Below are 14977 nucleotides of genomic sequence, written 5' to 3' on the forward strand. Positions count from 1 at the left end.
TGTTCGTTCTTGGCGGCATAACAAGAACAAACGTTAAAAGCTTTGTTTTCGTTTTGAAAATCACTTTATTATTGAGGACCATTTGTCAAAGTCCAAGTTAATTGTCCTTCATATGTTCCTTTTTGATCTGTCGGATGAACCGTCATTCGAAGACATTCTGCGAGTTTAATCTTGGCAGCTCCTTTGCCTTCAAAAACCGGTTGGTACGTTGAGTTGATTTGAGTTATCTGTTCTTGTTCAACAATGCTCAATCGATGTTTTAGCTGATCCCCGTGACTATTCTGCAGAGGTTGTTCTTCGCGAACAGACAGGAACCACTCCTTCTTTTTACTGCTAGTATCATTCACTCGTATTTCTTGGTCACTTGGCAGATTCATAAACTCATCCGAAGCTGGAATTTCTTGCTCTTTGAAATCGAGGGTATCTGGTATTTCGAAGCGAGGTCCAACGTATTTGACTATTGTACTTGCATCGGATGATAATTCATTCAATGTTGCCACTGCAACAACTTTCGTCCCTTCTTTTTGTTGTGGAATTGACAGCAGATATTTTCCGTTTTTGTTGACCGTTCCTTTTGCGATTTCGTTATCATTCACTTTGATTACAATTTCCGCTTTCGGCTCAGCCGTTCCACTTACTTGCGTACTTTCAGTGGTCAATGCCTCAATCGTAGTTGGGGCGATCTCTGTTTTCTTTGAAAAACTGCCGCCAACAATTTTCCCAACTTTTCCTGAATCAAAATTCTTTAAGAAAGCTGCATTAGTTGATTCCAAGTCTAACGTTCGTTGGCCAGTTGTATAGGTATCTAGAACAAAACTTGCGGTTAAGGGGCCTTCATAAACAGCATCTGGTTCTTCTGATTCGGTATTCTTTACTTTCCACGTACTTAGTCCTTTTGACGAATCAACATGAACAGTTGTTGGAAGCGCCCAGGCCCCCAAAGCAGGCCCCTTACTATTGGAAATCTTGAAATTGGAACCTTCAAGGAGATTTAATTTGTTCCCAGTTTGAACTGTTGCCTGCAATCCTTCAGAGGAAGCAACCAATGTCCCATTGCTTTTGACTGTCACTGATCCATTATAAAGCAGAATCGCTTCTTCATCAGTTACCTTTGAACTTGTGTCTAATGTTCCAGCATGATCAATTACCAAGTTTCCTCCTGCTGCACCACGAATGGCAGAGTCCACATCGGAGTCGATCATTACATTTCCGTGGACAGCAATGTTTCCGTTAGGATTATACATAGATAGCCCTAATCCTTTTGCAGCTACTTTTACGTTTGCTTTTGCATCAACGTTTAGGCCATCGCCTGTATTAAGAGCAATGTAATTTGCGGTATCTGTAAATTTCACCTTCGCATCTTCTGCGATGTTTAACTGCTTTCCTTGAAAGATTTCTTCTAAATTGGCACTTGCTTCTATGGTTCCTTCCAAATTTGCCGTTCCATTCGCCAAATAAATAAACTGATTTCCTGTTGAAGTCACGTTCTTATAGTTAACAGTCACGCCTGGATACTCGGACCAGAAAAGCGGATAGATGGGCTGATTGGTTAAGTGAATGTCTTCGATCCCACATACAGCGTTGTTCAACGCTACACCAATTTTTTGATAATTCATATCGATTGTATGACCATTTCCAAGAATCTTTTTATTATTGAAGATATTAAATGTTTCCAATACTTTAAGATCCTTAGCTAAAGTAATCGATTGTACCTTTGAGTCAAGCAACGCAGCCTTAAATTCAGGATATGTGTTTACCGTCACAGAGTTCTCTATTGATGCCTTTTTCAAGTCTTTTTTTGCACGGTACTCTTTTTTTCCTTCTGACTCCATTTGCTTGTCCGAAATCGAATCTTCAGTTGTATTTAGAGTTTTTTTATCATTGGATGGTTGTTCGTCACTAGTTTTAACTTCAGTACTTGAAGATGAAGACTCAGAATTTGGACATTGCGGTGCCGCTATTGAACATTTGGATGAATCATTCTTGAATGAATCAATAAAAGCTGAACTATCAGAACTAGCAGAAATTGTTCCTTTCTCTTCAGCAAATCCTATTTCAGTTTTGCTAATACATCCAGCTGTAAACACGACCAGAACTAGTAAACAATAGATTTTTGCTTTCTTTTTCATATCAATACTCCTTCATCTTTTTTTAGTTATTCCATTTTTCCATCGGTATATCCGTTACTTTTCGTCGGAAAGAATCACATATTGTGCAAAGAGGCCAGCATCATTTCACCCTTCAAAGTAAGTCCAACAATCGTTCTACCTATCTCAATCATCCACTACTTCGATCAATTCTTGAAACGAGCATTTAAAACTTTCTCTTTAATATAAAGTGAATTACCATATATTTTTATTCTCTCATGAACAATTTGTCGCTTCTAGTGCAATGTTTTTCTTGGGAGATGAAAAAATGCTGTTAATAAAATAATAAACAAAAATGGTTAAAGGGAACGCCCTTTCCTTTTATCTATAGCTGAGCCCATAGAAAAAAGATCTGAACGGTAACTACCATCTCAGATCTTTTTTCGTTTTTATGCAATTTGTTAAAAACACCTGTTGAATATTCTCAAAGGTTTCAGTTGATCATTTTTATCAAGCTTTATCCTAACAAAATCTCATACACGATATACAGTTCCCAAGTCGATACTTTGATTTTATAAAATTGCTCTAGAGTATAAAAAATCATCTGTGCATTCTGATAAAAAGGTTTCTGGTTTATTTTTAACTTATTGATGTCTTCCGGTACAGGATAATCTTCGGCTCCAAGAATTGTTCGTTCCACCATCAACGCCAAATGCATCATCAAGTTGAATTTCATTTTTGCATTCAATCTTAAGTTGAACCTTTTCTCGCACTTCTCTACCACATCTTCTACTTGACGAATAATGACATCAGGGTTCAGGAACTCTAGCTTTTCTGACAGTCCTTCTTTTGAGAAAAAATGGATGAACTCTTTGACTAATAATGGCACGCTACTTGGGTGAATCAAGTTTTTCAGTTGTTTATTCAAATGTCCCTCTGCATCTTCATCTAGTGCGTCAATCAAGTTGATACTAGGAACAGCCGCCGAATTATCTAGGTAAGAAGTGGTTACGATCAATGCGGTTTCTTTCAAGTAACCTTCTTCTGATGAGGCGCGCTCTAATGTATTCACTAGTTCACTATAATTCAATACAATCAGCTTGATATCAGGATTAAAATATTTCTCGCAAATGGCTTTGATTTGTTTGGCGACGTCTCGGCCAGATATACTGGCTATGATGACATTCTTTTCTACTGCAAACCCTTCAAAATATTGAATATTCGTAATAAAATCCTGCTCTGCCGTTTTGGCAATCTCGTAAAAAAAATGTCCATTTATTAGCTGCTGTCCGATCTCTAATGCGAAAGAGGTGGTTAAATTATTGATCACTAATAGTTCACCAAGAATCTGAGGTTTTAAACTTTTATACAAATGTGTCAATGAGCCCATATCTACTAGCATAATGACCCCTTCAGAAGTATCTCTTTCTGATAGCCAATCGCTAACTTTCAAAACGATATCTCTTGCGGAAGAAGTCAAAGGCATATCAATGGCATCAAAAACATAGTCACCGCACATTTTATTTGCCACAGCTTGGATGCTACTAGCGGTGGTATTTCCATGAGCAACAAGAAGCGCTTGATAGTAAATATCTTCTGTAACTTTGCCAATAAGCAGCACTGCCAGAAGAAAATTTGCTATTGGTTGAATCTCATCGGGTAATGTCTTTGTTAAATTTGTTGATAAAAGCAAGGTTCTTGGGTATTCTTTTGAAAGAAGATGACGTTTCTCTGTTATTTTTTTCGTAGTAGTCTCGGTTTGTAATACTTGTATTAGCCGACAAACTAAGGAAGCAGCATCCTCTGTCAAAGACTCATTATCAATCACTAATCGGTTTTGCTGTTGAATGCTAGTGATAATGTTTATTGAAAGACTATCGTTCATCCAGGATATAGTTCGTTCAAGATACTTGTTATCAAAATCTTGTAACTTTTCTTTCATAACAATGAAATCACTTATATCAAGTAATGAAATCAGTTTCTGCTTCAAAAGATGAAGATTGGCCGAAGTTGCCTTTGGTGATGGTGGATAAGAGATTTGAATAGTATGTTCATTGTCCGATCCGATAAATAATGTTGAACTGTTTGGCGCTATCCGTAATGCATTGGCGCAATCCATTCTTACCTGGTTTGACAAGCTGCCAATGTTACCTGGAAGTTCTTGGTGGGTTAATTCAGAAAAAACATCATTTGAAATGACGATACTTTTCTTGATGCGCTTTGCCTCCCGCTCAAATAAATGGGTGACCAAATCTACTCTTTCGAAAATGGGTCGTTCATGAAAAGAAGGTAAATCCACAATTACTGAAATTCGACGATAAAAAGTAGGCAGTAAAACTTCTTCAGGCGCTTCTGTCGTCGCAAATAAGAGTCGCACATTTGCTTGGACCATCTCTGCTTCTTCGCCAACTGGACGAAATCTCCCGGTATCCATAAATTGAAAAAGCTTCTCCTGATTCTCATGCGAGAGTCGATGAACTTCATCTAAAAACAATACCCCATTGTCTGCCAAAGCTAAAAGTCCGCTTTTTTCCTTTTCTGCTCCAGTAAAAGCTCCTCGCGTATGCCCAAATAGAATGGAAGACAATAGTTCGGGGTTATTCGCGTAATCAGCGCAATTAAAGACCAAAAACTTTTGTGCGCCTGGATATTTTTTCATTTGAAGATAATCAAAAATCAACTCCGCCAAAAAACTTTTACCTACACCGCTCGCCCCATGTAAGAGCAAGGGCAATCCTAATGGAGGGTATAAAACGGCTGACTTACACTTTTCAATGGCATTTTTTGCACTACCAGTACTGCCTATATACTGAGAAAAGACGTCTTCCACAAAAGTGTCATCTGAAACAAGCTCCCAGTAGACAGGCTTCGTTCCAACTTTACTTACGATGTTTTGATTTAGCAGTTCATTTAAGTACAAGCTGGTTGCTGAGCGACTCAACCCAATAGCGTTGGCAATTTCTTGCGTCGTCATGGCCTTTTCTTGTACTACTAGCTGTAGTATCTGTTCTCGTGTTTCTTTTCGCATATCTTTACCTCCCCCATAAAAAATACAGCATAGAAGAAAAAAAGTCACTCCGTCTCTGTAAGAGAATTAGTTCTGCTATAAACTTTCTTGTTAGGGGATAAAAATTCCTGTACTTTTTAAAAACGTTGATTGATTCCCCGATTTATACCCGATTAGAAAGCAATTGTGACAAAAGTAAAACGACAGCTTCTTCTGCATTTTTTGCTTGAATAATAGCTGATTCTCCCTTATCGCCAAACCGATTTAGCCAGATTGGCCGCCAGCCTGCCATTTGAGCGGGGATAATATCATTCGAATAGCTGTCTCCTAAATAATAGATTCGTTGTATTTGCTCTGGTAATTGCTTTGCCACTTTCTGAAAACAGCTTACATTGGGCTTCGCATCATCTATCTCTTCTGAGATAAACTGCCAATTTGGATCAATAAATTGATTAAGCATCAATTGATCGATTTTATTCTGCTGTTGCAACGTAAATCCATTGGTCAGCACGCCACATAAGATTCCGCTTTTCTTTAAGCTTCGCAAAAGAAGTTGCATCTCTTTTGATAGGAGTTGTTTTCCTTGGCGTAGATGGTAATAGTCGTCTAACTCAGAAATATTAACGATTGAAGTTGGCTGTAATGTTTGAAGAACTAACCGCCAGCGATCAGCCTTGTGCTTCCTGTTTCCATCTAAGTAGCTTTGATAGATCTTTTCACTGTTTTGGCGAAAGTTTCGATACAACCGTTTCAAAGCGAATTCATTCAGAGATCCAGGAAAGAATTCCTGGATCGTCTCCTTGAAGGCACAATAGTTATCTAATAATGTATCATCAATATCGAAAAAAACAGCTTGCTTATCTAACATATTCCTAACAGTCCCAAAATAATACCAAGAAACATAATCCCAAACATCACAGCGTTGACGTTCACTTTTTTCCGTAAGAGCCAAAAAGCAATCAAAGTGACTGTTAATGGGACAATCCCCACAAATAACTGATCCAAATAATCTTGGATCTTCATTGCTTCCTTACTTCCTTCAACGCTTACTTCGAGAATGGTTTTAAACTTCACGTTGGATGCTGTCATTGAACCCATCATCATTAAACCAAGCATGCTAGATGCTTTCGTTAAAATCTTCATACCACCGGATTCATACATCCGCTGAATAAAACTAGCGCCAACCGAGTATCCGCTATAAAGTGCATAATAGTGAATCAAGAAGGCAGGAACGTTATAGATTACTAGAAATAAGATAGCACCTAATGGTGAGCCAGTCGCTGCGAGTGAAATACCGATTCCAGCTGCAATGACCCGCAAAATGCCCCAAAAGAAAGAATCACCGATCCCAGAAATAGGTCCCATCAATGAAGCTTTTACCGCTGTGATCGAACTCGGATCAAATTGGTCATCTTCGCTATTTTGTTTTTCCATAGATGCAACTAATCCCATAATGAAATTGTTGATATGCATCGTTGCATTGAACCAGGTCGTGTGACGGACGATCGCCTCTGCACGCTCTTCCTTCGATTGATAGAAACGATTGATTACTGGCAATAACGTATAGATCACACCTACTGCGTGGTATTGCGTTGCTCCTGTACGACTGGCGTTCATCGTCCATGAACGCCAAAAGACGGAGCGCATCATTTTCTTTTCTTCTTTGGATAAATTCTCTTGAAATTTCATGCGAAAAAGTCCTCCTCTTCTTCCGCTTTTGTCATCGGTCCAACATGGCGACTGTTTCCTCCATTGTTCACGTCGCGGATCTCTAAGTCTCGTTGCGCACTGACCACGCAGATCACTACACCAATAACTGCAACCGCAACTGCGGGCAATTGCAAATAAGCGGTTAGGACAAAACCTAAAATATAAAAGACCGACAGCTTCTTGTCCCACAAAAGTTTCATCAACATAGCAAATCCCACAGCCGGCAACAAACCTCCTGCTGCACTAAGCCCGTTCATCAAATTTTGAGGAATATTTTCAACAAATGTATTGACCGGACCACTGCCAACTAAAATACCAATAAAAGCGATAGAAGCGATAATCAAATAATAAATAAGCCACGTTCCATAATGCAAAAGCACGATCATTCTTTGATTATCCTCGCGAGCCGCCTTATCCAAGGATGGAGCAAAGATATTCATGAATACATTTTTTAAGAACATCACTACGAATGCAGCTAGCATACCGATAGGAACCGCTAATGTCATTGCTGCATTTTGTTCCACATTCGAAATAATTGCAAAAGTTGTTGCTAACGTTGTCGCTGTCACTGGTTCTGCAGCAATTACCCCACCAATATTTACATTTCCTAAAAAGACCGCCTCTAATGATGCACCCATTAGAATTCCAGTTTTCATATCTCCCATCAATATACCAGTTACAAGCCCTACCACTAATGGGCGCTCCAACATACTTTGACCAGTCAAATAATTTCCGGCAAAACAGATAAAGACCGCCAGAGCTGCCATCGTTGCATGCATTAACATTTCTTTCCCCTCCTATTTTAAAGCATCTTTTAAACTTAATTGCGGATTAGACGGCAAAACTTGGTTATAACAGGTAACACGGTCCAAACGCACCAATTCCCTTGCCGCAGCCAACTCATCAGGATTTAATTGCACACTCGGAAAAACCATCGTCTTTGTTGCTTTATCTGATTTGTCGAATCGACCAGCATTAGCAATGTTCACAGTTTCAACGGTTTCAACATTTTGAGCAATTTTATTGGCATCTTTCACACTGTTTACAATCACAAAAATTCGTTTATCAGCTCCTCTAGGATCATTAAATAGTTGAATGGCCTCCTCGACGGATCGGATCAATAACTTCATCCCATTAGGCACCGCCATTTTCAATGTCATTTGCATCACTTCATTTTTTGCTGCCTCATCATTGGCAACAACTAATAAGGGAGCATTCAATTCTTTTGTCCAAACGACAGCCACTTGTCCATGGATCAGGCGATCATCTACGCGTATTTGTGTTATCATCTTTTTTCCTCCTATAAATTCTTCTTATTTATCTAAAAAAGTGCTTCTTCCTCTGGTAATTGAGTGGACACTAAGCGAACCTGACAATCATTAATTGCTTCATTGATACTATTGTGAGTGAAAATTTCACTTTCAGGAGTCAGAACTAATGATAAAATAATTGCCAAATTACTGTTAGAAATGACAAAGATCTGCTCCTTCTTGTTTCTCATCAGCTCGGTCACCGCTGTTTGATTGACACTACCACCATAAAGGTCAGTAAAGATAATGCCTTGTTCATCAGCGTTGATCGAGTTGATAAAATCACTAATGATTGGCGTATAATCCTCATTTGTCAAATATGCATCAACAACGATAAGATCAGCGCCTCGACCAGCTAATATTGTCAACGAATTTTGAAAACCGCTGGCTAGTTTTCCATGTGTTGCCACTAAAAATTTTTTTTTCATATCCTTCACCTCACTCTATTAAAAGCAAGATTCATGCCAAAAAAGGAAAGGGTAAAAAGCCCTAAACTACAAGCTTTTTACCCTTTTTGGTCTGTTTAAACAGATTTTTTTATTTTAAACACATGATACTTTTCTTCACCTTCTAGTCCATTGACTTTGAGTCCCAAAAAGTATCACTTAATGACTTTTTATTGTAAATGGAATGGTTTGTAACAAGAAAAATTGTCTCTGATTCTAATTTATCAGAGATTGGATGGTATCCAAAACAGCACCAGAGTTATTCGTTCCAATCACAGTTGTCGCTGCTTCTTTAATCTTTTGTTGCGCATTTTCCATAGCAAAACTATTTTTGACACCCCTGATCATTTCTAAATCATTGCCGCTATCTCCGAATGTTGCCATTTCGTCTAAGCCGATTCCCCACTTTTCTCCTAAAATTTTTAGTCCGTTCAATTTATGAACTCCCGGGAGGATTAAATCGATGTCTCCATGTCCACTTGACACTGGAATCAGTATACCGGTTAAGGATTTTTTTAGAATGTGTAATTTTTCATTCGCGTCCTCTTCATCAAATGAAAGAGCCAGCTTAAAAATCGCATCATCTTCATCACCTATATCATATAGGTTAGCTATTTTTTTTAGTACAGGATAATAAAATTTTGCTTCATTTAGCGCGGAGTCTGATATCGTTTCAGAAATATAAGCGCTTTTTTTGCCGCATAAAATCAAATTTTTCGGTTGTAATTTTTCAAGAATTGCCAATGTATTCTTGATATTCTCAGACGGGATTTCTGCATTATAAATATGTTTCCTTCCAATTAAAATATTTGCGCCGTTTTCTGCTACAAAAGCCATTCTTTCATAATGAGAAGGAAAAAAGGAACGTAACTGAAAATACTGATTGCCACTTGCTACCACAAATTTAATTTTCTTTTCTTCTAGGACCTGAAAAATCTGATTGAATTGAACGACATTATATTTCTTTTCATCATTTAAGAACGTCCCGTCCATGTCAACAGCGATCATTTTTATTGTCATTTTTATACCACCCTTCAAGGTGATTATAGTCAATGAAACGCGTTCCATGTCAAGAAAAATAAGCAAACGTAAATTTTTAATCATGATCTTCAAAATTTTAAAGCCGCCTAGGATAAGGCGGCTAATTTTGCTATTTTTTTCCATAGAGTAAATCATTTTTATTCCATACGGATAACCAAATCGACCCGCTATCTTTCAAATGAACATTCGACCAGAACCAGCCACCTGTTCCTTTTTGGGCATTCGTCGCACTGATCACTTTTGCTGAATCAAAAACGAAATAGCTGCCTTTTTCAATCACTTGATCGCTAGTTTTGTTCCCATTTCGATCAACCTCAATCACATCACCTACAGCAATCCCATTATCTGTCCAATTAAAGCCAGTCGGTACGAGATCATTGGATTTGATTTGCCAAAGCCCATTTATATGCTGTAGATCATCTACTTTATAAACTTTTAGCCTTTGGTTGGGTGTAGGATTCGGATTGTTTTGATTGTTGAACGGTGGTCTGATCCACCCTTTGATAACACCCCATGAGTCATTGTATTTAATATAATGCTTTTGAACTCGTTGAACATTGTTAAAGTTTTGATCCGCTACCGTCATCCCATTCTTATCAGCATTAATAACAATTCCTGTATGTCCCCAAGGTGAGCCATATACCTGATATATAAAAATATCTCCTGTCTGAGGATAAAGATTAGCGCCATCTCTGATAACTTTGAAACCATTCTTATTACCCGTATTCAATAAATCAATTGCGCCAGCCCCCGAAAAACTTGTTCCAAATAGATCATAGGCATACTTGTTGATATAATCAAAGCATTGCGCCCCGTACACGCCATCAAAATCATAAGATTTACCAATAGAGCTATTTACCCAGGATGTTGCCTGAGAAGTCGATGTGGCAGAGGCATTTTCAGAGAAGAAAAGACCACCAAAAGTAACAACAAATAAGCCAGCAACAAACAAAAGACTCTTACGAAATTTTTTCATGTTCATCTATCTCCACACTCCTTCGTTTCTTTATATTAAAACCCATCATGTTGGCTTAATACCTTATCCTAAGTCAGATTAAATAGCAATTAATAAATTAGTAAAAATATATTTTTTATTTTCTTAATTATACTATGCTCGTTTTTTTGAATCAATAATTTATTCATAGATTATTTTATTATCAAAAGAATATTTGTTGCTTTGTTTGACATACGGTTCCTTAGCAAAAAAAAGATCTTCCCAAAATGGAAAAATCCTTATTCTTAAGTATTATTTTTTCTAAGAGAAGTTATTTTAATGAGCAATGGTGCTTTGGAGAGACATGAAGACTAATTATCCTCTTTTCTCTTTTCTAAATATTTGTAAGTGACTATTTTTTATCGTGGTATGATTTAGTAAAAAGGAGGAGTTCAAAATGTGGCTTTTCAGTTTTGTTTGGTATGGTTTTATTGGCTTTGTCTTATACTGGATCATTCGGCTTGCTGTTAAACATGGCATTAACGATTCCAAAGAAGTATGACACTTCTTTAGTTTGACGACTGTTTGATAACGATACTAAAGATTAATGTAATAATCACCTATTCTTAACGAACTAAGGAAAAATTGAATTGAACGTAAAAATCTCTCCTACTTAATTCCGTGTAAGAGAGATTTTTAGTTACAATAATCATTCTGTAAATAATATTTACTTTTTTGGTTATTATGTGACTCTTTTGAGAGAAAACTGATAAACTATTATGGCTCTATGGCTCATCCATCAAAAAGCAAATACTTGGAGACACTAGCTGATAGATTAAACTTAAAAATATAACTTTTCGTGAGACCCTATTAACAAATTTGATACGGGCTCGATTACATTATCTTGTGCCTTATCTGATCAATTAGGTAGTGTATTTATAATCAGTTTGTTCAACAGTCTTTTTGAAAAGTCAGAAAGACAGAAATTATTTTGTGCTTTTTTAAACTCCCCAATTGCCATAACTATCTCACTTGTTCTTTTGTACGAATTTCATCCACTAATTTCTCTTTTCATCAATAATACTTAGTGGTCATATGCTTAAAAATAAGACTTAGCTTGTTTAACATACATGTTGCTTTGACGTTTTATCTATTCGTCTTCTTGGCATGGTAAATTTCAATAAAAAAAGAAGTGGTAAATGTGATCGTTACTATCCAAATCGAATACATTTTTAAAGACTGGCTGATAAAGGCTAGTAAACATGCACCAACTATGAAAGAGACAACGACTATAGTATAGTTGTGTGCATTCCGTTTTTGCATGGAAGATTTATCTTTTGAGGTCAAATACAAGTACCACTCGTTAAGCATCTTACGATAATTCCCCGAGGTCATCATAATCGTATAAGGATTTCCTTCAATTTGAGTACCGCTAAACGTCAGCATAAGTAAACCACTCCCGAAAGCAAGAATACCAATTTTAAAAAGCTGAAGATCTTGAGGTAATAATGGAATGACAAAACTAGATAAAATCGCAGGCAACATGGTGTAACTCCGCCAGTAGTCACTGAAGTTACTCCGTTTAAGAAGAATCCCTAATAAAAAACCTACTGTGAACATGATGATAGATAGGACTTTAGGAGGCATTTGCTGCCAATCATTGTGAGATAAATTCGACGCCATCAATATTATATTTCCGGTCTGTGTAGCAACTAGTCCATGGAAATAATTGTGACAATAGACATCTATTGCTCCTCCTGAAAAAGCCATTAGAATAGCAAACAAACGACTATTGTTCGAAACAGCAGGAACTTTGGGAAAAATTTTTGCATAGTGGACTCCTCAACACTTTTTAGATTTTGTAACCAGATTTACACTTAACTATTCTACAGAAACACACCATTAGGAGGCTGTCTCATCAAAGAAAGCATCCACTTAGCATTCATTCATGTGAGCTAAAATGTTCTCCTCTATTCTTAGGGAAATCAGTTAATTTTCTTTCGTGGTTTTCATTTAACAGAAACAGTATACTCCTCAGAATTGTTAATAAATGGGGATAATAATGAGTTTTCGCTAAAATATTCTGAAGTCTCTAGCTTTTTTGATGAAAAAACCTATTATATTCTATAAGTATTTTGAACTTTTATTTGATAAAAATCCAGTTATTTATAAAATGAAAGTGATTTTATAAATTGTTTTCAATAAGTAAGTATGCAAAAATGTTTTAAAAAAATATTACTTGTTATATGAATCAATTAACAAGTCTCTATTGTAAACAAAGCCCACTACAATTCAAAAAGCATCAAGTGAATTTATGGAAAATGATATACTTTCACTAAAATGAAAGCAGGAAAAATATGAGTAAAAACTTTAAGAGACATTTAATACGGCCATCAATCTATTCTTAGTGTTACTAGTGTTCTTCTCTATTGCTACGATTATTTTATTTATTCAAAAAAATTACCTCTTTTACCTACTAAGTTTTATTTTTATTCCAATGATATCTTGGTATTACTATTTATTAAAAAGATCGATAAATGAATTCACAGATGATTAAAACTAATGTAGTTTGTTGCGAAGAAGTATTCGGTGATTAGTAAAACGAAGATTATGATTGAATTTGAAGCAATGAAGAAAGGCCCTACTCGATTCTGGGTGCAAAAGTTTTTTTGTACAATACTATTTTTCTTCTGATCAATAATCAGGTGACAATAACGTAAGTTGTTTTTTTTGCACCATTAGTGTTAATTTCCAATCATATAATAATTTATATACAATTAAAAAATAGAAAGTTGTGAATTAAATGAAAAAATCATTTATAAGTCTTTCCGTTCTCTCTATGTTATTCATTGGTCTAAGCTTCATTGTAAACGCTTATTCAGAAGAACATCCAATGAATCAACCTATTCCACTGATGCAAGCAACGCCTTCATAACTGCTTCATCAAATGATATTTCTAATCCTATAGTAACAAACTCACTTGATGCCGACACAGCATCCCCTACGACCGCTTCATCAGAGCAAGAATCTCAAACATCTCTTTGGGATATTGAAGATAAAAACGAAGTAAACTATGATTCTGATCAAACACATTCGCCAGAACTAGCAGAGCAAGAAGTAATGAATATCAAAGAATTATATGAAAAAGGGGTATCTGAAGGAAAAGTTACTCGAGAATTGTATTCCTATGAAGCTTTTCAAGAAAATTATCAAGCAAATAAAACAACTTATGAAGAAATGAAAGATATATTTCCCGATTATTACTCTTATAGTGACTGGTTTGCTCAGATAATGAACTATGCTGCTTTTCCAGATGGTGAAGGTCATTCACCTAGTGAAACAAAGCGAGAAAAAAGAGCAACAAAAGAACAAAATGCCAATCGTTTTAAGCGTGATATTCGAAAGGGAGACATCATTATTGTGAATAGTGGAGGATTTGGACATGCTGCTATCGCGACCAGTGATAATTATATTCTTGAAATGACTGGGGGAGATAACCCTGTAAATTGGTTTTTGACAGGCATATCTAATAACAATCAGTTCAATAAGAATAATTGGTTGTGGGGAAACCGAGAACAAGGGGTAAAAGTAAAACCAAGAATAGATGAACCTATACAAATATGGCGTGTCCCTAACAAAACTATGGCTAATAAATGCGGAACATATGCTGATAAAACGTTTTGGAATTCTTCAGGGGGTTACAAAAAAATCGCAAAATCGATTATTTACTTAGATCAGGTACACTTAGTACCAATCCAAACTATTGTTCCAAACTAGTTTTTCAAGCGTATTGGTATGGCAGTGGCAACGCTCCTGTCGTACAAGGATATGCATCAGGACTTGCTTTTATTGCACCAAGCGCTTTACCTAACTTATTTACTAGTTCGTACAAACCTTACAAAGTGGGCAGTTATTAGATTATAGTGGAGGACTTAGAATGAAAAGAATATGGAAAAAATCAAAGTGGCTTATACTAATAATACTCTTTCCGTTTATCTTATTCATTAGTTTACTGTTATTTTTCTTTATAAAAGGGTTAACAATTGAGGCAAAAGGTAAGGAGGAGATTGCTCATTATATCCAATCTATAAATATACCTGATGATGAAATAATTATTTTGAATGGAGAACAATACTCCATCGGACTCCTTTCTATTGACGGATTTCAAGAGGAGATCACCACAAAATCAGATTATGAAACTTGGAAACAAAAAATCAAAGAGACAGGTAAATTCTACAACGAAGAAATAGTACCTAGTAATTACACTCCTAAATTAGAAGACTGCGAATTAATTTATACCTTTTCCTATAATTCAAATAGAAAAACAATAAGTTTTGTATACGAGATAGCTGGAGATGCTACGGGAAACAAAAAAATAATTAGGGAAAATTTTGCTTATCCAAATATTCCCTTCGATTACCCAGAAGAATAAAAATCCAGCT

At 36.3% G+C, this 14977-nt stretch carries 12 protein-coding genes; 2 read left to right on the forward strand and 10 right to left on the reverse strand.

From position 1 onward, the window contains the following. Window positions 1-68 precede the first annotated feature (68 nt). The 10 genes from IGJ45_RS08815 to IGJ45_RS08860 form a co-directional block, all read right to left on the reverse strand. Entirely contained in the window at window positions 69-2129 is a 2061-nt protein-coding gene (locus IGJ45_RS08815; protein WP_409531757.1) for a pectate lyase-like adhesive domain-containing protein, read from the reverse strand. Between the two features lie 475 nt (window positions 2130-2604). Further along, window positions 2605-5115 carry a sigma 54-interacting transcriptional regulator gene (locus IGJ45_RS08820; protein WP_208774376.1) on the reverse strand — a complete coding sequence of 837 codons (2511 nt, stop codon included), beginning with the start codon at window positions 5113-5115 and terminating at the stop codon, window positions 2605-2607. Between the two features lie 142 nt (window positions 5116-5257). Then, window positions 5258-5962 (reverse strand): HAD family hydrolase, encoded by a 705-nt coding sequence (locus IGJ45_RS08825; RefSeq protein WP_113849657.1) that lies wholly within the window; start codon window positions 5960-5962, stop codon window positions 5258-5260. Then, on the reverse strand, window positions 5956-6783 hold the full coding sequence (locus IGJ45_RS08830) for a PTS system mannose/fructose/sorbose family transporter subunit IID (protein ID WP_060814759.1): 828 nt from the start codon (window positions 6781-6783) through the stop codon (window positions 5956-5958). The genes IGJ45_RS08825 and IGJ45_RS08830 overlap by 7 nt, the downstream gene beginning before the upstream one ends. Beyond that, window positions 6780-7589, reverse strand: a complete 810-nt coding sequence (locus IGJ45_RS08835; RefSeq protein WP_113849656.1) for a PTS mannose/fructose/sorbose/N-acetylgalactosamine transporter subunit IIC — start codon at window positions 7587-7589, stop codon at window positions 6780-6782. The genes IGJ45_RS08830 and IGJ45_RS08835 overlap by 4 nt, the downstream gene beginning before the upstream one ends. 12 nt (window positions 7590-7601) lie before the next feature. After that, window positions 7602-8093 (reverse strand): PTS system mannose/fructose/N-acetylgalactosamine-transporter subunit IIB, encoded by a 492-nt coding sequence (locus IGJ45_RS08840; RefSeq protein ID WP_103300813.1) that lies wholly within the window; start codon window positions 8091-8093, stop codon window positions 7602-7604. Window positions 8094-8125: 32 nt separating this feature from the next. After that, on the reverse strand, window positions 8126-8542 hold the full coding sequence (locus IGJ45_RS08845; protein ID WP_138371925.1) for a PTS mannose transporter subunit IIA: 417 nt from the start codon (window positions 8540-8542) through the stop codon (window positions 8126-8128). Between the two features lie 234 nt (window positions 8543-8776). Further along, complete coding sequence (locus tag IGJ45_RS08850; protein ID WP_347083345.1) at window positions 8777-9724, reverse strand: Cof-type HAD-IIB family hydrolase; 948 nt, start codon at window positions 9722-9724, stop codon at window positions 8777-8779. Beyond that, window positions 9711-10583 carry a lytic exoenzyme target recognition domain-containing protein gene (locus IGJ45_RS08855; RefSeq protein WP_113849654.1) on the reverse strand — a complete coding sequence of 291 codons (873 nt, stop codon included), beginning with the start codon at window positions 10581-10583 and terminating at the stop codon, window positions 9711-9713. The genes IGJ45_RS08850 and IGJ45_RS08855 overlap by 14 nt, the downstream gene beginning before the upstream one ends. A gap of 1098 nt (window positions 10584-11681) precedes the next feature. Continuing rightward, window positions 11682-12305, reverse strand: a complete 624-nt coding sequence (locus IGJ45_RS08860) for a YoaK family protein (RefSeq protein ID WP_347083343.1) — start codon at window positions 12303-12305, stop codon at window positions 11682-11684. A 1350-nt stretch (window positions 12306-13655) separates the two neighbouring features. On the opposite strand from IGJ45_RS08860, the gene IGJ45_RS08865 reads away from it, so the two are divergent. Both IGJ45_RS08865 and IGJ45_RS08870 read left to right on the forward strand, forming a co-directional pair. Continuing rightward, entirely contained in the window at window positions 13656-14312 is a 657-nt protein-coding gene (locus IGJ45_RS08865; RefSeq protein ID WP_438768669.1) for a hypothetical protein, read from the forward strand. A gap of 160 nt (window positions 14313-14472) precedes the next feature. Continuing rightward, window positions 14473-14967, forward strand: coding sequence for a hypothetical protein (locus IGJ45_RS08870; RefSeq protein ID WP_113849652.1), 495 nt, complete (start codon window positions 14473-14475; stop codon window positions 14965-14967). Window positions 14968-14977 lie beyond the last annotated feature (10 nt).

Source organism: Enterococcus sp. DIV0574 (assembly GCF_051711125.1).
GTDB classification, from domain to species: Bacteria; Bacillota; Bacilli; order Lactobacillales; family Enterococcaceae; genus Enterococcus_D; species Enterococcus_D gallinarum.